This window comes from Kitasatospora sp. NPDC005856 (assembly GCF_040629945.1).
Classification (GTDB): Bacteria; Actinomycetota; Actinomycetes; order Streptomycetales; family Streptomycetaceae; genus Kitasatospora.
In genome coordinates this window covers 68,889-87,495 of the sequence record NZ_JBEXWT010000034.1, presented here as the reverse complement: position 1 = coordinate 87,495, position 18,607 = coordinate 68,889, and the positions used below count along the sequence as shown (strand labels likewise).

At 73.7% G+C, this 18,607-nt stretch carries 16 protein-coding genes; 6 read left to right on the top strand and 10 right to left on the bottom strand.

Annotated features, from left to right (window positions below):
- Positions 1 to 786, top strand: a 786-nt coding sequence (locus ABZ449_RS21650) for an RICIN domain-containing protein (RefSeq protein WP_360348116.1), incomplete at its 5' end; no start/stop codon positions are given.
- 64 nt (positions 787 to 850) lie between these two features.
- On the opposite strand, the gene ABZ449_RS21645 is transcribed toward ABZ449_RS21650, so the two are convergent.
- A complete protein-coding gene (locus tag ABZ449_RS21645; RefSeq protein ID WP_360348113.1) occupies positions 851 to 3,868 on the bottom strand; it encodes a BTAD domain-containing putative transcriptional regulator in 3,018 nt (1,005 codons plus the stop codon).
- A 295-nt stretch (positions 3,869 to 4,163) separates the two neighbouring features.
- Between ABZ449_RS21645 and ABZ449_RS21640 the strand changes: the two genes are divergently transcribed.
- Both ABZ449_RS21640 and ABZ449_RS21635 read left to right on the top strand, forming a co-directional pair.
- Entirely contained in the window at positions 4,164 to 4,658 is a 495-nt protein-coding gene (locus ABZ449_RS21640; RefSeq protein WP_360348110.1) for an aegerolysin family protein, read from the top strand.
- Between the two features lie 427 nt (positions 4,659 to 5,085).
- Positions 5,086 to 5,712: a hypothetical protein gene (locus ABZ449_RS21635; RefSeq protein ID WP_360348107.1), complete on the top strand. Its 627-nt coding sequence runs from the start codon at positions 5,086 to 5,088 to the stop codon at positions 5,710 to 5,712.
- Between the two features lie 166 nt (positions 5,713 to 5,878).
- Here the strand turns inward: ABZ449_RS21635 and ABZ449_RS21630 are convergent, their stop codons facing one another.
- The 3 genes from ABZ449_RS21630 to ABZ449_RS21620 form a co-directional block, all read right to left on the bottom strand.
- A complete protein-coding gene (locus ABZ449_RS21630) occupies positions 5,879 to 7,057 on the bottom strand; it encodes a hypothetical protein (protein WP_360348104.1) in 1,179 nt (392 codons plus the stop codon).
- 565 nt (positions 7,058 to 7,622) lie between these two features.
- On the bottom strand, positions 7,623 to 8,276 hold the full coding sequence (locus ABZ449_RS21625) for a hypothetical protein (RefSeq protein ID WP_360348102.1): 654 nt from the start codon (positions 8,274 to 8,276) through the stop codon (positions 7,623 to 7,625).
- A gap of 285 nt (positions 8,277 to 8,561) precedes the next feature.
- The gene (locus tag ABZ449_RS21620; RefSeq protein ID WP_360348099.1) at positions 8,562 to 8,999 is read right to left on the bottom strand and encodes a hypothetical protein; all 438 of its coding nucleotides are present in this window, start codon (positions 8,997 to 8,999) and stop codon (positions 8,562 to 8,564) included.
- Between the two features lie 411 nt (positions 9,000 to 9,410).
- Here ABZ449_RS21620 and ABZ449_RS21615 point away from each other — a divergent pair, with 411 nt between their 5' ends.
- Positions 9,411 to 10,451 (top strand): helix-turn-helix domain-containing protein, encoded by a 1,041-nt coding sequence (locus ABZ449_RS21615; RefSeq protein ID WP_360348096.1) that lies wholly within the window; start codon positions 9,411 to 9,413, stop codon positions 10,449 to 10,451.
- Positions 10,452 to 10,521: 70 nt separating this feature from the next.
- Positions 10,522 to 10,878 carry a hypothetical protein gene (locus tag ABZ449_RS21610; RefSeq protein WP_360348093.1) on the top strand — a complete coding sequence of 119 codons (357 nt, stop codon included), beginning with the start codon at positions 10,522 to 10,524 and terminating at the stop codon, positions 10,876 to 10,878.
- Positions 10,879 to 11,180: 302 nt separating this feature from the next.
- On the opposite strand, the gene ABZ449_RS21605 is transcribed toward ABZ449_RS21610, so the two are convergent.
- A complete protein-coding gene (locus tag ABZ449_RS21605; protein ID WP_360348090.1) occupies positions 11,181 to 12,443 on the bottom strand; it encodes a beta-ketoacyl-[acyl-carrier-protein] synthase family protein in 1,263 nt (420 codons plus the stop codon).
- Positions 12,444 to 12,509: 66 nt separating this feature from the next.
- Here ABZ449_RS21605 and ABZ449_RS21600 point away from each other — a divergent pair, with 66 nt between their 5' ends.
- Positions 12,510 to 13,178 (top strand): TetR/AcrR family transcriptional regulator C-terminal domain-containing protein, encoded by a 669-nt coding sequence (locus ABZ449_RS21600; RefSeq protein ID WP_360348087.1) that lies wholly within the window; start codon positions 12,510 to 12,512, stop codon positions 13,176 to 13,178.
- 285 nt (positions 13,179 to 13,463) lie between these two features.
- Here the strand turns inward: ABZ449_RS21600 and ABZ449_RS21595 are convergent, their stop codons facing one another.
- The 5 genes from ABZ449_RS21595 to ABZ449_RS21575 all read right to left on the bottom strand — a co-directional run bounded on the left by ABZ449_RS21595 (position 13,464) and on the right by ABZ449_RS21575 (position 18,318).
- Complete coding sequence (locus tag ABZ449_RS21595; RefSeq protein ID WP_360348084.1) at positions 13,464 to 15,722, bottom strand: M48 family metalloprotease; 2,259 nt, start codon at positions 15,720 to 15,722, stop codon at positions 13,464 to 13,466.
- Positions 15,723 to 15,859: 137 nt separating this feature from the next.
- A complete protein-coding gene (locus ABZ449_RS21590) occupies positions 15,860 to 16,312 on the bottom strand; it encodes a hypothetical protein (protein ID WP_360348081.1) in 453 nt (150 codons plus the stop codon).
- Positions 16,313 to 16,724: 412 nt separating this feature from the next.
- Entirely contained in the window at positions 16,725 to 17,276 is a 552-nt protein-coding gene (locus tag ABZ449_RS21585; RefSeq protein WP_360348078.1) for a hypothetical protein, read from the bottom strand.
- 15 nt (positions 17,277 to 17,291) lie between these two features.
- Positions 17,292 to 17,729: an ATP-binding protein gene (locus tag ABZ449_RS21580; RefSeq protein ID WP_360348075.1), complete on the bottom strand. Its 438-nt coding sequence runs from the start codon at positions 17,727 to 17,729 to the stop codon at positions 17,292 to 17,294.
- A gap of 100 nt (positions 17,730 to 17,829) precedes the next feature.
- Positions 17,830 to 18,318 (bottom strand): NUDIX domain-containing protein, encoded by a 489-nt coding sequence (locus tag ABZ449_RS21575; protein ID WP_360348072.1) that lies wholly within the window; start codon positions 18,316 to 18,318, stop codon positions 17,830 to 17,832.
- Positions 18,319 to 18,607: the final 289 nt, after the last annotated feature.

Sequence of the window (18,607 nt, the reverse complement as noted above, 5' to 3'; positions counted from 1 at the left end):
GACGCCTCCGCGGTCGGCCCCGCGCGGCCGGACTCCGCCCCCTTGGTGGAGGCCGGCCGCCCGCTCGCCGGACAGCCCCCCGCCTCGGCGGAGGCCCCGCTCCCGTCCCCGCCGGCCGTGCCCGGCCCGGGCGGGAGTCCCGTGCCCACCGCTGCGGACGCTCCCGCCCCGACCGGCCGGAGCCCCTTCGCCACACCTCCCGCCGCCACCGCCACCGCGCCCAGCCCCGCCGCGCCGGCCCCGGCCGCGTCCGCCGACGACCGGAACCCCGTCGCGCCCGCACCGACCCCCACCGGCCCGCCCCGGCCGGACCCCGGCGACGCGGCCACGCCCACGGCGTCCGCGACACCGACGCAGTCGACACAGCCCACGCAGCAGCCGAAGCCGCAGCTGCCCCCGGTGGCGCAGATCACCGGCACCAACGGTGCGCTGGACAACTACTCCTCCCTGAACCAGGACGGCAACATGGTCGGCACCTACACCGCCAACGGCACGCCGGCGCAGCTGTGGGAGCTGCAGCAGGTCGGCGAGGGGATGTACTACCTGCGCAACGCCTCCAGCAACTTCACCAAGGTGCTGGACCAGGACCGCAGGAGCGGGTCCGTGCAGATCTGGACGAGCCCGCCGTCCGGCTGGAACCAGGTCTGGGCCGTCTCGCCGGTCCAGGGCGGCTACCGGCTCTCCAACGCCGAGAGCAAGATGTGCCTGACGTCCGAGGGCATCGGCTTGGGAGCCCACGTGACGCCCTGTTCGGGCGCGGCGAACCAGGTGTGGACGTTCAGCTGAGCCGTCGCCCGGCGGTCCGTCGCCCGGCCCCTCCTGCCCCTCCTGTCCCTCCGGCCTCCGCCGGTCACGCCGGCAGCCAGGACGGCCACTGCCGGCGGGGCCGGACGGCGGGCCCGTCCGGGCCGATCAGCCCGCGCAGCCGCCCGGCCTCGGGGGAGCCGAGGGAGGCCAGGATGTCGTAGGCCTCCGCCTGGTGCGCCCGGGCCGCGTCCCCGTCGCCGTCCCCGCCGCGTTCGTCGAGCGCGGCGCCGAGCGCCGCCAGGGCCAGCCCCCGCCCCCGACGGTCGCCGTCGAGCGTCAGCACCTCCACCGCCCGCCCGGCCGCCGCCACCGCCTCCTCGCCGCGGCCGACGGCGCGCAGCGACTCGGTCAGCCGCAGCAGCGTGCGGCCCGTGCGGCGCCGGTCGTCCGGCCGCAGCAGGGACAGGGCGTTGCGGTGGTGGCGCAGCGCCTGTTCGAACTCGCCGCGGTCGTGGGCGATCGTGCCCATCGATTCCAGGGCGAGCGCCTGGAGGTCGTGGTCGGCGAGGCGGTGGCAGATCAGCAGGGACTGGTCGACGACGCGGACGGCCGCGTCGAACCGGCCGAGTTCGGTGAACGCGCGGGCCAGGTTGAGCAGTTCGGCCGCCACCGAGCGCCGGTCGCCGAGCTTCTCCCAGGCCGAGATCGCCGCCGTGGAGTCGGCGACCGCCTCGCCCGGCCGGCCGACCTGGACGAACAGGGCGGCCAGCGAGGCGTGGGCCAGGGCGAGCAGCGGCCCCGGCAGGTCGTGGGCGGTGCACAGGTCGCGGGCCCTGAACAGTTCGGCGAGGGCCGCGGGTTCGGAGCCGACCTCGGTGAGCAGCCGTCCGAGCACCAGCCGGGCCCTGACCTCGGCGGTGCGGTCGTCCTGCCGTACGGCGGCCTGGAGCAGGACCTTGGCGGCGTGGCCGAGCGGCCGGGTGGCCTGGCCGGTGTCGTACAACAGGCTGCAGCCGAGCAGCAGTTCGGCCACCAGGTCGAGCCGGGGCGGCTGCGGGAGGGCGGCGTACTGGACGACGAGTGCGCCGATGCCGTGGTAGTCGACGCGGCCGTGGGACGGCGCCGAACGGGATCCGGTGCCGGTACGGGCACCGGCATTGGAACCGGAACCGGAACCGGAACCGGAATCGGCAGCCGTGCCGGGCAGGGCGGCGCGGGCGGCGGAGGGGCCGAGGGCCGCGAGGGTCTCGGCGTGGTGACGGACCGCCAGGCGGGTGAGGACGGCGGCCGGGAGGTCCGCCTCCGCCGGGCCCTTCGGGTCCGCCGCCGGTTCCGGGGCGAGCTGCTGGGCGAAGGCGCGCAGCAGGTCGTGGTACCGGTAGCGGTCCGGCGGCGCGGTCTCCAGCATCGAGCAGTCGACCAGCGACTCGGCCAGCTCCTCGGCGTCCCGCTCGGGCAGGCCGAGCACCGCCGCGACCGCGCCCGGCGACAGGTCCGGTACCTCCGGAACCGCCAACAGCCGGAAGGCCCGGGCCTGTTCGGGTGTCAGCTGGTCGTAGCCGAAGCGGAACGCCGGTTCGACGGCGAGGTCCCCGGCGCGCAGCACGTCCAGTCGGCGCGCGTCGCCGGACAGCTTGTCGAGCAGCCGGTCCATGCTCCAGCCGGGCCGGCAGGCGAGGCGGGCGGCGAGGATGCGCACGGCCAGCGGGAGGTGTCCGCAGAGCCGGACGAGTTCGGCTGCGGTCCGCTCCTCGGCCCGCAGCCGCTGCCCGCCGATCACCCGGCCGAGCAGGCCGAGGGCCTCCTGCGGGGCGAAGGCGGCGAGCTCGACGACGTGCGCGTTGGGCAGCGAGCCGAGCCGGGCCCGGCTGGTGACGAGGACGGCGCAGCCGGGACGGCCGGGCAGCAGCGGCCGGATCTGTTCGGCGTCCCGGGCGTTGTCGAGGACCACCAGCACGCGCCGGCCGGAGAGCAGCGAGCGGAACTGGGCGGAACGTTCGGCGAGCCCGGGGGCCAGCGCGTCCGCCGGTACGCCGAGGGAGCGCAGGAAGGCGCCGACGGCCTCCTCGGGACGGGTGGGGCGGCCGTCGGCGCCGTACAGGTCGAGGTAGAGCTGGCCGTCGGGGAAGTCGGCGGCCAGCGCGTGGGCGACGTGGACGGCCAGCGCCGTCTTGCCCACGCCGCCGAGACCGGAGACGGCGGCCACGGGCACGGTGTGCGGGGCGACCAGGACGGTCCGCAGGGCCTCGGTCTGCGCCTCGCGGCCGGTGAAGTCGGCGAGGTCGGCCGGGACCTGGGTCGGCCGTACCGCCGCCCGGTACGGCGGGCGCACCTGGTGGGGCGGGCGGGCCGCGGCGGGCCGGGGCCGTGGGGCGTCGACGAGGCCGGCGTCGGCCACCAGGATCCGGCGCTGCAGCTCGCGCAGGCCCGGGCCCGCGCTGACGCCGAGCTGCTCGCGCAGCCGTCGGTCCGCCGTGCGGTACACGCCCAGGGCCTCGGCCTGCCGGCCGGTTCCGTACAGGGCGAGCATCAGCAGTTCGGAGAACCGTTCCCTGAGCGGGTGTTCGGCCACGACGGCGGTCAGTTCGGCGACGGCCTCGCCGGACGGCCCGGCCTCGACCTCGGCTTCCAGGCACGACTCCAGGACGGTGACCCGGCGTTCGGCCCACTCGCCGCGCTGCCGTTCGGCGTAGGGGCCGGGCAGCGCGGTCATCGGCTCGCCCTGCCACAGGGCCAGTGCGGAGCGCAGCGTGGTGGCGGCATGGGCGTGCTCGCCGTCGGCGCGCAGCTCCCTGGCCTCGTCGAGGAGCTCCTCGACGCGGTGGGTGTCCAGCGCGCCGGGGTCCAGGGCGAGCAGGTAGCCCCCGCTGAGCGTGGTGGGCGCGGCCGGTCCCAGCACGCGGCGCAGGCGGTGGACGTAGGTGCGGATCACGGCGGACGGCTTGGCGGGCGGCTCCTCGCCCCACAGGTCGTCGACGAGCTGACCGGTCGACACCGGGCGGCCGGCCCGCAGCAGCAGCGCGAGCAGCAGGCTGCGCTGCTGCGGTGACCCGAGCGCGAGCTCGCCGCCGTCCCGCCACCCCCGCAGCGGCCCCAGCACCGAGAACCGTAAACCACCCACCGGCCTTCCCCCTCCGCCCGCAAACGATTCCCCGGCGCATGATACCGACCGCATCACTCCTGGTCGGGGGCGACGCCGCCGGGCGGTGCGGCGGCCGGCGGGCGCCCGATCGCCTCGCCTCACCGAGGCGCGCCGGTGGCCCGCGCCCCGTCGCCCGTCCATCGCTCGTCCGTCGCCCGTCCATCGCCCGTCAACAGGCTGTCAACAGGTTGTCGACCGCCTGTCGACGGGCGGGGTCGAGGCTTCGAGCACGACGACCGCACCGATGCGGTCCGAGAACGAGAGGAATGAACCCATGGCGATACGGAAGGTTCTGATGCGTTCGGCCCTGGCCGCGGCCGGCGTCGCCGGACTGTTCGCGACGGCCGCCCCGGCCGGCGCGACCACCGTGGACCAGCGTCCCGCGCAGGCGCAGACGTTGAGCGCTGCGCGCAGCACGCAGGTCTCGGTCGTCAACTGGACGGGCTGCCAGCTGCGCCTGCAGAGCACCTGGCTGGACCACGGCATCTGGACGTCGGCTCCGGACGCCATCGTGAACGACGGGAACACCGGCCGCTGGCAGTCCGAGAGCAACGGCTTCATGACCGGGACCGAGGGCCACGTCATCTACGACGCCGAGAACTGCGGGAACCCCGCGCTCAACGGCAAGCGCGTCCAGCTCCACTGGAACAACCCGTACGTCGGCAGCAACAGCTACGACTCCGCGGGCTCCGACCCGATGTTCCGGTTCGCGATGAGCGGGGGCAGCGGCAACAACGCCGCCGTGTACTGGACCATCACGGGCCCGTGACCGACAGCCGGCCGGTGAACGGCCGGCTCCGGTGAACGGCCGGGCCCGGTGAACGGCCGGGCCCGGTGAACGGCGACCTCACCGAACACGGTTGAACAGCAGGCCGTGAGGAGCGTTCGGTGATGTGCGGCCGGTGATGTGCGGCGGCGGTCCCCACCCCCCTGGGGGCCGCCGCCGTTCTACGCTGGGGCCGCGGAACTGGGCCGAACGACCGCCGGCCACGGGAGCGAGGGGGAGTCGATGACGCACGCGACCGCCGCGCGCCGTCCGTAGGAACACCGCAGCAGGCGGTTCAGGCCGTCGGCCTCCGGCCCCACGGTTCACGCCATCGTGTGACCGAAGCCGGTCTTTCTGAGTACGGATGCTCAGGAGTCGCGCCGGGCCGCGCGCATACGGTGGCCGTACGACGCGCAGCAGGGGGTTCGGGTTGTCCGGCAAGACGTTGGTGAAGGCGGCTCTGGTGGCGGCGGCGGGTTTTGTCGCCCTGATCGGGGCGGTGTTCGCGTTCCAGATCGCCGTGTGGTGGTCCATCGGTCCTGATGACTACGCGTCCAAGCCCGGACCCGAGAGGGTCCGCCATACCCCGGAGCAGTTCCACGCGCTCAGTGAGCAGACCGTCCACGACACGCTGGGAGGCCTGAGTCCCAGCCTCGTGCTGAGCGACAGGGGCTGTACCGTCAACCGGTACGAGCCGCGTTCGGACGGCACACCGAGCAAGCTGTCCACCGTCGACCGTCGGTTCACCGCCCGTACCAGGATCAGCGCTTCCCATCGGCAGGAGCTGCGGGACGGCATCGAGGCCGAGTGGAGACTGCGCGGCTACCGGCAGAAGCCCTCGGCCTGGACACCGAGCACCCCGGACGAGGGCCCGGACTACCTCAGCGCCGAAACCCCGGAGGGAATCGCCGTGTGGGTCGCGCTCTCGCCGGAACCGGACCGGACGCTCACCCTCACCATGTCCGTCAGCGGCGGCGACGTCGCATACGCTCCGGACTACGCCCGCCCGCTCTCGCCCCTGCGACCGGACACCGAGGACACCTACTGGTCGCACTGAGCCGAGACCCGACGTCGCGGCCGGTCACCTCCGTGCGGGCGGAGCGCAAACGACGTTGTGCCTCGCCGGGCCTGACGGGTCCGGTCGCGGCATGGTGAAGGCCCGGCCTCCCGAGGCGGTTTCCAGCAGGGGGAGGCCGGGCCCTTCGGTCATCGGCGCGGGGGTGTCACCGGGGGGAGATGTAGTCGAGGGTGGCGCGGTGGTCGCCCGCCCGGGCGGCCACCTGGACGTTCACGCCGTGCTGCGAGGGCTTGGTCATCGTGATCCGGAAGGCGTACTCGGCCGAGTCGCCCGAGCGCTTGACCTCCAGCCCGGTCGGGGCGACCGCGGTCAGGCCGCCGCAGTCGTCGTGCAGCGCGACCGGGGTCCACGCGCCGCCGACCTTCGCCTCCAGGGCGACGTCCCCTTCGGTCAGGCCGTAGGGGCTGGACACGACCACCTCGGGGTGCAGGTCCGCGGTGCCCCGCGGCGAGGTGACGGTGAAGCCGAACTCGGTCGGGGCCGTCCCGACCTGGAGGTTCGTGGTCGACACGCTGCTCACCCACGGGCCGTTGAAGTCGACGACCGCGGCGTGCCACTCGGCCTTGGCCATGTCCTGGAGGTCCGTGGCGTGCGGTGCCGGGGCGTCCGCCTCGATCACGAGCGGGCCCGGGCGGTTGGCCGTGGACAGGCGCATCCGGTACTCGATGGTCCGGCTCTCGCCGGCGGCGAGGGTGAAGGCCCCCTCGCCGCGGTTCATCACGTGGTCCGTTCCGGTGCCCTGGCTGAGGTGGTCCAGCGTCTTCCAGCCCGAGGCGTCCTTGCGCTCCAGGGTGCCGTCCGCCATCGCGAAGACCAGCGGGCAGGGCGCGCCCTCGTACGGCTGGGTCGCCACCACGGGGACCATGCTGCGGGTGCCGGTGGTGTCGTTGTTCTTCCAGGTGACGGAGAAGGGCACCAGCTCACCCAGAGCGATCTGGCCTTCCTGGTTCGGGCCGTTGAAGGTGATGCCGATGCCGCCGGACTGGCCGGCGGGCTTGGCGGGGGCGGGCCGGGCCGCGTCCTTGGCGCCGGTCTTGGCGGCGGCCGGCTTGGCCGGGGTCTTCGCGGCGGGCTTGGCCTCGGGCGCGGTGCCCTGGGTCCCGGCGGGCACGGCGGCGGGGGCTTCGCTGGTCGGCGCGGCCGGGGTGGTCGGGACGGCGCCCGCGCCGGGGATGGCCGAGGAGGTGGCCGCCGGGGTGGTGGAGGGAGCGGAGGCGGCGACGGATGCCCCGCTGTTCGTCGGGCCGCAGGCCGCGACGCCGACGGCGGCGACGACGGCCAGCGGGACGATCTTCGCAATACGGGCGATAGCGGACGCGTTCATGTGACAGTCCCCCCAAGGACAAGGTGATGGTGTGGTGCGGAAAGGACGGGCGCCCACGGTCGCGCCCCCGGAGCCGGCCCGAGCCCCCCGGCTCTTCGCCGGCCGCTCTCCCGCCTCTCACTGACATAGACGTCCATCCCGCCGGGGGGTTGCAGCCGGGTTCGAAGAATTTTTCGCGAGCCGGGACGGCGGTCGGTGGTCGGCGGCGGGGGCCGGGCGCGGCGGGGAGCCGGACGGCGGGTGACCAGGTCGAGTGGCCGAGGAAGGGGCCACCACCACCGTCCGGCGGGATCCCACCCGGCCACCGCCCCGAGGGCGCGCCGGCGCCGACCACTGGCACCGGACCGTGGACGACATCGTGGCCGCTCTGCTCCTGGTGGGGCGCTTCCGGTACCGGGCGGCCAGCAGTGGCCCCCGCCGGCGAGGCCTTCGCCCGGACGTTCGCCGCCAGCGGCGACCGGTGACCGACCAGCCCGAGCAGCAGCAGCCGACGCCGCCGAGCACGCCCGCCGGGCTGCGCCCGGGCGGGCTGGACGCGGCGCCCGCCGGCTCCAGCGGGCCGCGGTTAGAGCCCGTTGCCGCCGAGGAGGACGCGGTAGACGATCGTGGCGCCGTCGGTGCTCACCCCGGTGCAGAGGTCACGGCGGTCGATCAACCAGCCGTTCGTCTCACACCGTTGCCGGGGCCGGAGCCGGTCGGCGGCCGCCGCCGTCGGCACGTCGGGCGGGCCCGCCAGGTAGAGCGTGCGCCAGCAGGTGGCGCCGTTGCCGCTGCCGCAGTCCTTGCCGGCGCGGAGGACGGTGTAGCCGGGCGGCGGCTCCGGCACCGCCTTCGCGGACGGGAGGTCCGCCTCGTGGAAGGCCACGAGCGCCAGCAGCGGGGTCGCGGCGAGGACGAGGGTCAGCTGGCCGTGGAAGGCGGTGCCCGCCGCCCGGGGCCAGCCGGTCGGGCGCTCCGTGCGCGGGCCGGCGATCCGCCGGTCCAGCCACAGGCCGACCAGGACGACCAGTTCGGCGAGCGGCATGTACAGCAGGTACAGCTCGGCCTCGCTCCGCAGCTGCAGCTGGTCGAACGCCACCGCGAGCATCAGCACCAGCCAGAGCACCAGCGCGACGGCCACGGATGCCCGGAGCGGCGTCGACCGGGCACGCAGCAGCCAGTGGACGAGCGGCAGCAGCGCGAACAGCACCCCGATGCCGGCCCACAGCACGATCACCACGATCCGAAACCCCTCCTGGCGGCGGACGACGGCGCCCTGGGAACTCCGCCGCCCGGACAACGGTCCTCGGTTCCGGCGCGAAGGAACCGCAAGGGAGCGGCGGGGTCCGGGCGGCAAGACCGAAAGAGGGGGCCCGGACGGCGGCGCTCCTCATGTCCGACAAGGTCGGGTCACCTCGGCGCTGACGGAGCAGGCGTCGACGACCGCCTCGCACAAGCCCTGGCCGGCGGGTCATGCACCTGGGAATGGGGTTGTCGCGGGCAGGTGACCTGCGGACGAACCGAGCTATCGAGTGACCCACAACGCCAGGCCGCCGAACACGACGAGCGACGCGAGGAGTTGTGCGAGCATCGCGGGCGGAGCCGCCTCGTCCTCCGACTCCCCCTTCTCCTTCGCCTCCATCAACCGCCGTGCCAGCTCCCGGCGGTGGCCGATCACGCCCGCCGGGATGGACGCCACCGCGAACGAGTACATGGCGAGCACCGTGGCCGCTTCCATGTGCTTCGCGTGGTAGCTGCCAATCCCGAAGAGCGCCATCGCGAGCGGCGCCAACGCGGTGCTGATCCGGTGTGTGCGGGTGGGCATTCCCGGCACCAGGAGCGCCCAGAACGCCGCGGTCACCAGGATCGCGAGCCACCACCACGACACCACACCAAGCCCTAGCGGATACACCGCACACCCCCCTGTCCCGACTGTGGAGCCCGCGTCGAACGCGGGCTCCACAGCGCGGCTCCGTCACGGCCGATCGCGCACGGCCGATCGCGCACAGCCTAACGGTGACCTGGTCGGTCAGCTTGGGAATCAGCCGACGATCGACGAGACGGCACTGGAGTTGACGGCCTCGGTGAGAACCGGGCCGTGCGGTGGCTTGTCGGAGGTACGCCGGCCGGCCGTCGTTCCATCGCCGCCCCCGCCGGCCGTACGGGCCGCCACCGTCGCCCAGGTGCTCAGCACCTCTGACGAACCGGTGCAGCGCCACCGCTGACGCCCCGGGGCCGGCGCCGACACGGCGGGATCACGTCGCGTCGGCCTCCCCCACGAGAGCACTCTTCGGTGGCACGATGCCCCCCGGCGGAACCAGCATTCCGCGTGGGACGTGAGTCCCTGTCATCCACTTTTCGGGGGGAAAGCGGTATGTGGATCTCCTTGCTGCCTGAAACCGTGCGGCCGAGCGAACGGTTCGACTGGTTCAACGACACGGTCGCGCAGACGGTGATGCCGACGGTGATGAGCCCGGAACCGTCCACCGAGTTCCACGCCGAGGCCGAAATGCTGGACCTGGGGCCGCTGCGGATGGCCCGGTTCGCCTTCTCGCCGCTGCGGTCGCGGCGGACACCGGCCCTGATCCGGCATGGTGACCCGGAGCAGTACCAGCTGGCGCTGATCCGCAGGGGCGCCGCGGTGCTGTCCCAGTCGGGAAACGAGAACCGGATCGGGGCCGGTGAGTTCGTCCTCTGGGACACTTCGCGCCCGTCCGACACCCGGATCCTGCCCGGGCCCGACCCGGTCCGGCTGACGATGCTGCAGTTCCCGCGCACCCTGCTCCCGCTGCCCGGCCGGCGCCTGGAGCGGCTGCTGGCCGGGAGGCTCACCGGCGGACACGGGGTCGCGGCCGTGCTGATGAGCTTCCTGGACGGTCTGGAGGCCCACGGCGACACCTGCGAGGCGGCGGAGCTGCGCAGGCTGGGCTCGGTCGCGGTGGAACTCGCCGGAGTCCTGCTCGCCCAGCGGCTCGACGACGCGGGGCAGCTGCCGGTCGAGGTCCGCGCGCGGGTGCTGCTGGAACGCATCCGCGCCTTCATCGAGGACAACCTCGGCGATCCGCAGCTGACCCCGGGCGCCGTCGCCGCGCGGCACAACATCTCGCTGCGCAGCCTCCACCAGCTGTTCCGCTCCCACGACCCGCAGCCGGAGACCGTCCACGCCTGGATCCGCCGCCGCCGGCTGGAGCGCTGTCGGGAAGACCTCGCCAGCACCCGGCTCCACGCCTACACGGTGCAGTCGATAGCCCACCGCTGGGGGTTCAGCAGCGCGACCGTCTTCAGCCGGACCTTCCGTCAGGCCTACGGGCTCACTCCGACCGAGTTCCGGGGGCTGAGCCTCGCCGGGGCCCTCGCACGGAGCGTCGAGGATCCCCGCACGGAGCGCACATTCGGACGGGCGCCCGCTTCCTAGTCTCGAAGTCGTGTTCGGGCGGTGCGGACCGCCGGACCACAACAGGACATCGAGCGAACGGAGTCGAAGCATGCTGAAGAAGAGGATCGTCAAGGTGGCCGCGGCCACCGCCGCAGTGGCGGCGTTCGGGCTGTTCAACGCCTCCTCGGCGAGCGCCGCAAGCTCGACCTGCGAGAGCTGGGGCGGTATCTGCTACTCCGGCATGGTCGCGGCCAACGGCAACCACGAGGTCTGCTTCTCGGGCACGCACAAGGCGCTGTCGTACTGGGGCCGTGCGGAGCTGTGGGACTCCGACACGAGCGTGATGGTCGGCTCCTTCGCCACCAACCCGACCGAGACGAAGACCAGGTGCGTGGGCGGCCTCTACGGCGACCACTACTACGAGCGCGGCACCGGCGGCTACTTCCTGGGCCAGGTCTGGAACTGACCCGCCGCGCGACGGGGGCCCGTGCGGTGCTCCGACCCGCCACCCGTCCGGTGGGCTGATCGGAGTTCCGCCGGGAACGCGGCCGGTGCGGCCGGCACGTCCTGGCCGAGACGCCGGAGACGCCGGAAGCCGCCGCTCCCGCCCGCCCGGCGGGCCCCGCGTGATCGTGCGGGGCCCGCCGATGCCTCTTCGTACGGGGCTGTGCGGCCTCGGCCGGCCGGTGGTGATCACCGGTTGGGACGGGCGCGCACCGCTCTCCGCAGAGGGCCGCCGCCGACTGATCGGACGCCGGTTCGCCCGGGTCAGGGTGTCGTCGAGGCCGCGCGGGGGGCCTGGCGCCGGGCGGCGGTGACGATGAGTGAGACGTTCTGTCCGCCGAAGCCGAAGGAGTTGCTGAGCACGGCCTCCTGGGGGGCGTCCCGGCGCGCGGCGACGACGTCGAGATCGATGTCGGGCCCGACGCCGGCCGCGGTGAGGTTGCGGGTCGGCGGGATGACGCCGTGCTCCACGCTGAGGACGGCGATGAGCGCCTCGATCGCACCGGCCGCGCCGAAGAGGTGGCCGAGTGCCGCCTTGGGGGCCGTGACGGTGGCGCGGCCGAAGACCTCCCTGATCGCGTGCGCCTCGGCGGCGTCGCCGGCCGGGGTTCCGGTGGCGTGGGCGTTGACGTGGTTGATCTGCCCGGGGGCCAGGCCGGCCTGCGCGAGGGCCTTGCGCATGGCGGAGACCTGGCCGGAGCCGTCGGGGGCGGGGGCCGTGATGTGGTGGGCGTCGGCGGCGATGCCGGCTCCCGCGAGCACCGCGTGGACGTGCGCGCCCCGGCGGGCGGCGTGCTCGGCGCTTTCGAGCACCACGACGGCGGCGCCCTCACTGAGGACGAATCCGCTGCGGTCCGCGGCGAACGGCCGGGACGCGGAGGCGGGTTCGGCGGTGTGCCGCGACAGCGCCTGTGCCTGGGCGAAGCCGGCGACGGTGATCGGCGTGATCGCGGCCTCCGTCCCGCCCGCGATGACCACGTCCGCCTCGCCGGCGCGGATGAGCCTGGCCCCCAGGGCGATCGCCTCGGCGCCGGAGGAGCACGCCGAGACCGGCGTGTAGGACCCGGCCCGTGCGCCGTACTCGATGCTGATCAGCGCCGCCGCCGCGTTGGGCATGAGCATCGGCACCGTGCGGGGCGAGACGCGCCGCCTCCCGGCCGTCTCCAGGACGTCGTCCTCCTTCAGCAGCGTCCCCACGCCCCCGATGCCGGTGCCGATCGCCGACGCGAGCCGGTCCGGGGCCACCTGTGGGGCACCGGCATCCGCCCAGGCCTCGGCCGCGGCGACGAGGGCCGCCTGCTGCGAGCGGTCGAGCCGCCGGGCCTGCACCGGCGGCAGCGACCGGGAGGGGTCGACCGCCATCGTCCCGGCGGCGGTGTCGGGGAGGCCGGTGTCCTCGTGGCCGCGCAGGGCGCCGCCACGGATGCCCGACTCGCCGGAGAGCAGGGCCTTCCAGGTCGACTCCACGTCTCCGCCGAGTGGGGTGATCGCGCCGAGTCCGGTCACGACGACTTCGGTCAGGGGCATGCCCTTCCGCCTTTCTTGTATGCCATACAAACGAACTGGCCTAGTTGTATCACATACAATTCGGGGGTGGAGAAGAAGCGAACCGAAGCCCGACCGACGACGGGCCGATCGACGACGACGGGCCGATCGACGACGCCGGCCCGGTCGGCCGGCGTCTCGTCGCGTGACCGCGGCCGCGCGACGAGACGTCAGCTGATCGAGGCGACCGCACGGCTCTGCGAGGAGCGGCCCGGCGCGGAGCTCAGCGTCGCGGAGATCGCGAACGCGGCGGGCGTCTTCCCCAACCAGGTCACCTACTACTTCGGCTCCAAGGACTCGCTGCTCGTGCACGCCGCCTTCCTCGGCCTGCTGCACGACGCCCGGCGGATCGAGCGCATCGGCCGCCAGGCCCCCGACGCGGCGACGTTCCGGCGCAACATCGCCCGCGCCGTCCTGGCCATGCCCTCGCTCCCGTCGGTCGCGCGGGCACTCGCCGCCGGGATCTCCAAGCCCGAACTCGCCCCCGTGGTCGACCGGCACCTCCAGCTGCTGTTCCGGCAGTCCGAGCGCTTCGTGAGCCAGCTCATCGACGCTCGCGGCTGGGAGGCCCGCCGACCGCTCGACGTGGAGACCAGGACGTTCTGGAGCACCGCGCTCGGCGCGGTCCTGCTCGTCCGCGCCGGCGCGAACGGCACCGTCGCCGACCTCGACCTCGCGGGAGCGCTGACCATCCACGACGAACCCGAACGCGGCTAGCTCGGTCGAACGGGCCGGCGACGGCGACGCGCGCGGTTCCGCGCGAAGGTGGCTCGGCGCGGTCGGCATGGTCGCCGTCGCCGACCCGAACTCCGTTGCGGCCGGAGCAAGGCGTCAAGCAGCTGCTCGCCCGCAGCACGTAGGCGGCGCGCCCCAGGTCGCGCAGCGGCCGTTCCTCATGCCGCCTGACTCGACACCTCGGAGCATGGAGAGCAGCCGCCTCCGCTGTCCCGGCACGAAGCGCGGATCAGCAGGTCGGGTCACCTGCGAGCTCAAATGGCAAGATCAGGCGGTCGGATCCCGTGGTGGGGCGCCGCGTCCGTCGGGTGGCCAGGGCGCGGACGGGTTCGGGCCTGGCGGGTAGGGCCCGGACGGCGGTGGCCAGGGCGACGGAGGGTGGGGTCCGGGCGGGTAGGGAGGCGGTCCGACGGGCGCCGTAGGGCGGGAAACGGGGCGGCGGCGACGCGGGATCGCCGTCATGAGCAGGGAGCCGAGGACCGCCCCCTCGATTCCGATGCCCACCTGGAGACTCCACAGGCTCGTCGGCAGGGACCGGCACAACCAGAGCCCCACCGCCGTCGAGACGAGCACCGCCCACACCGTGCCGCGCCTCCGGGCCAGGCCGCCGACCAGTGTCCCGGCGATCGCGGCCTCCGTGATCGGAGCCACGAAGAGGGGGTGGGCCAGCGAGTCGAGGCCGAGTTGGTGCGCCCACCACATGTACGTGGGCGGCAGCAGGTACGCCGTCAGGGCGGCCACCGCCAGCACGGGGACGAGGAGGCGCCGCGCCGGCCGTACGGGCGGAACCGGTGGGACCGGCGGGCCGCGCCGCTCCCGCGCCGCCGCACCCCTGGCCAGCCGCCGCCCGCACGCCGCGCCGACCAGTGGCACCCCCAGCAGCATCGCGAGTACGGAGGGCAGCCAGAGCGGGGAGACGAGCTGCGACATGTACACGAACTGCGCCCACACCGCGGTGTGCAGCGGACCGGGCAGAGCGGCCAGGCGGGCGTCCATGAACTGGCCGAACTCGATCTGCCACTGGAGATCGAAGACGGTCCGCGCCTCCACGACCACGGCCACCGCCACCACCAGGCCCACCAGCGTGAGGGTGATGACCGGACGCCGCGTCAGGTCCACCGCGCGCGCCCAGGAGTCCCCGAGGTACTGGCACCACACGGTGAACAGCAACGCGAGGAGCGCCACCGTCAGCCAGCCGGAGGCCTGCGAGGAGATGCGCAACCCCTGCATCATCATCCGGTCGATGACCGCGCTGGGCGCGAGCGTGACGCCCGTCAGCACCCCGAGGCCCAACCCCAGCCGGAACGGCACCGGCGAGGGCCTTCCCGTCCTACGCCCTGTCCACCGTCCCCTCCGCTCTCCCGCCGGCTGCCGCTCCCACCACTGCTCCGCCCGGGGACGCAGCCCGTGCAGCGAGGAGCGGGCCACGGTCAGCAGCAGCACCAGGACCAGGACCAGGGTGATCAACCGGGCCGGCCACCAATCGCTGACCCCACCGCCCTGCCGGATCCTCGCCGTGACCGAGGAGACCGGATCCCAGGCGGTCGGCAGGCAGTACCCGATGACGAAGGCGAACCCGAACCCCTGGTGCATCATCAGCGTCCGGTCGGCCAGGCAGGCCCGGCGCTGGTCGAACGTCGGGTGTGTACGGGTGACCTTCGCCCACCAGCCGCGCACCGACCGCCCGGGGCGGCCGCCGGACGCCGCCGAGGCCAGGTCGAAGGCGTGCAGCAGCGGCTGCGCCGTCCCCATCCACCCCACGACCCGGGCGTCGGCCCCGTACTCCCTCGTCCGCAGGATCACGGAGCGGGCGATCAGCAGCACCGCGCCGGTCGCGGCCGAGCCGGGCAGCAGCAGCCCGGAGTACGGGGCGGCTTCCGACACCAAGAGCACGTTGACCAGATCGCCGAGCATCCGGGGGAACAGCATCAGCACGAAGTAGCAGCGCAGCAGGCCGAGGGTGACGAGGGTGATGTCCACGTCGCGGTTGCGCAGATGGGCCAGTTCGTGGAGGACGACGGCGCGGAAGGCCGCCCGGTCTGCGGCGTTTCCATCGAGGAGGCGGAGCAGGCCCCGGCTGAGGACGATCTGCCGGCGGCCCGCGCGGCCGAAGGTGACACCGTTGACCCCGGAGTCGAGGAAGTCGATCAGGAAGACCACGCCGCGGGCCCGGTCGACGCCCGAGGCGAGGCGCGCGGTCTCCGCGTACAGCGCGGGACGGCGTGTCGGGTCCAGTGGCTGAATCCCGGGGCGCCGCGCACGCCGGGCGGACCGGAACAGGTAGTGCAGGGTGGTCGCCACGGCGAGGACCCCGTACGAGACGAGGATGCCCTGCGACGTGCGGTCGCCGCTGTCGCCGGTGCCGCCGCACTGCCCCTCCACGGAGTCGGACCGGGCCAACGCGCCCAGCCCGCCCGGCTCTCGCAGCATGTCGCGGACGCAGTCGTTGATGAGATGGGGGCGGATGTGGCCCCCGGCGATGAAGTCGGCGTAGCCGGGGTGCAGGACCGTCAGGGACGACAGCACCGCGCAGATCAGCAGCGCGAACGCGACCAGCGTCCCCGACGGCAGCGGCCAGCGTCGCGGCTGTCGGCGCTGCGGGGGCGGTCCTGCTCCCGACGTCGGCGCCGGGCCCGGTATCGCCGTCCCACCTCCGCCGGCCGTCATGCGTCGGGCCGGTCGGCCGTCCTCAGATGGTCCCGAACCGCCGCCGCGAGCAACTCGGAGCGGTCCGGCGGCAGCCCGAGCAGGACGGCACTGCGCCCCGCCGCCGCAGCCAACTCGGTGATGCGATCCTCACTCAGGGCGGGCGCCACCGGCTCGACCGCCTGACGCCGCCCGAATAACCGCCGGACGCGCGCGATCAGGCCGCGGCCGGCCGTCTCGCCCATCATCTTCAGCACCTCGGCGGCGACCCCGTAGGCGATCCCGGTGACGACCACCTCGGCCAGGCCCCCGAATGCCAGCGGGTCCTCCTGGGGCCCCCGCCGCCCGCGCCGGAGCCCTCCGCGCGGCAGGCTCGCCACGGTCTCGTCGAAGTAGGGCAACTCCTCGGGGGCGACCCGCGCCACGATGGCCCGCCCCAGCGCGAGATGCGCGGCCTCACCCTGTTCCACACAGACTCCCTCCCTGGTGGACCGTCAAGGGAGGGACCACCGTACCGCATAACTCCCTTACATGAAGGCCGAGTTCTGGCGCTTCTCCGCCGATATCCGCCCGTCGCGCGACCCTCACCCGACCCGTGCGCCTCATCCGGTCCACGCCCCTCAAGGCCGTTGTCTTCCGAGAGTGACGGGCGCGTTTTGGCTGTTCAGGAATAGGTCGGTGTTTCAGTGGCAGGGACGGGCGTTGCGTCGTCTCTTCCCACCTCTTCGGCAGCACGGTGAACCCGGTGGTGCCGTTATAGCTGGAAGCCGGTGGGGCCGACTTCCAGCGCGTGGGACGGGCCGGGATTTGGGGCGGGGCGGCGGGGCGGTCGGGGTTCGCTGTTGCACGAGAAGTCGACGGGGTCGACTTCTCGTGCGGGAGTCAGGTGCGGGTGGCTTGGGTGCGGCAGTGGGTGAGGGCGTACTTGAGGCGGGGGTCGGGGTTGGGGGTGGTGGTGAGGAGTTCGCCGGCGGTGGTGAGGGCGGCCCAGTAGCGGGTGGGGTCGCCGGTGCGGGGGAGGGGGCGGGCGGCGGCGAGGGAGAGGTAGGCGGTGGTGAGGTTGCCGGTGGTGAACCAGCGCTGGAGGCCGTGTTGGTGGCCCGGGCGGATGCCGCCCATGGCGTCGATGGCGGTGAGGAAGTGTTCGACGATCGCGAGTTCGGTGTCGGTGAGTGAGACGGGGATGTCGAAGACGCCGAGGGCTTCGAGGAGTTCGCCGGTGTCCGTTTCGGTGCCGGGGCGGGGGTTGGCGAGGAGGGCGTCGTGGCAGTCGTCGAGGCGGCGGGTGGTCTCGGCGAGCGGGATGGTGAGGGCGAGGCAGACGGCTCGGGCGCAGGGGAGGGGCTTGTGGGTGCGGCGGGCGAGGAGGGCGTAGGTCTCGGCGGGGGTCCGGCCGCGGGAGAGGGCGTGCCGGGCCAGGGTGGTGAGGTGCATGGGGAGTTCGGGCTTTCAGGCGGTGACGAGGGCGGGGGCGGGGGCGGGGGCGACGAGCGCCCAGACGAACTTGCCGAGGCCGCCGGGGTGGGTGGTGCAGCCCCAGCGTTCGGCGAGTTCGTTGACGAGGAGCAGACCTCGGCCGTGCTCGTCGGAGGGGGAGGACGTGCGGAGGGCGGGGTGGTTGGTGCCGGCGTCGTGGACTTCGAGGCGCAGGCGGGAGCCGGTGAGGGTGAAGCGGATCTCGATGGGGTGGCCGTCGGGGGCGTCGGAGTGCTGGACGGCGTTGGCGAAGAGTTCGCCGAGGAGGAGTTCGGCGGTGTCCGAGTAGCGGTCGCCGGCGGGGAGGCCGGAGAGGTACGCGCGGAGCAGGTAGCGGGCCAGGGGCGTGGATTCGGTACGGGAGTCGAGGCGCGCGACGAACATGCGGGGGCGGCGGTGGGTTTTGAGCATGGGGGACCTCAAGGGGTTGAACGCGTGCTGCGGAAGGAGGGGCCGGACCGTGCTCATGGAGGTCCGGCCCTGAGGTGTTGCCGTCGGGCCGGGTGCTTGATCAGCCGACCGGGACCGGGACGCCCCGCACGAGGAGGGGGAGGCCGTCTCCGTGCTCCCAGGCGTCCCAGGCGTCCTCGACGCGGCGGCACTGGTCCTCGGCCATGACGTCGTGGAGCTGGTGACGGGGGATCCAGTGGAGGGCGCGGAGTTCCTCCGGGGGCTGGTGGTGGCTGGCGGTGAGGGATTGCTGGGGTGTGAGCATGCCGCCCGCGTAGACGAGGTTGAGGCCCTCGGGGAATTCGGCGGCGGGCATGTAGTCGACGGTGAGGATGGTGCGCAGGGGCAGGACGAGGCCGGTCTCGGTTTCGAGGTGTCGGCGGGCCGCGAGGTGGGGGAGTTCGTCCTGCTCGGCACTGCCGCCGGGAAGGATCAGGCCGTCCATGTAGACGGGATCGACGAGGAGGACGGAGAGTTCGCCCGATCCACCGGGGCCCTCGCGCAGGGCGAAGATCTGCTGCCCCGACCGGCGGGCCGGGGGCTTGCTCATGATGCGGGTCCTGCTCAACTCTGCTCCAGACAAGAGGAATTGATGGCGGGCGGCAGTGGCCGCCTGCCGGCGGGAGGGCGGTAGGGCCTTCCCGGGTGCGACCTCCATGAAGACTCTCGCGTGCGGATCGTCGTCCTTCAGGTCGGTGAAGTCCGGTATGGCTCCAAGGAGTTGAGGACGAGTTTCTGGATTCCGCGTGTGAGGCATGAGGCCCCCGAGGATTGCTCTGCGCGTCCGGCGAATCACCGGGTGTAGCCATAGTGGCGTCTCGCCCGCTACGATCGGAAGG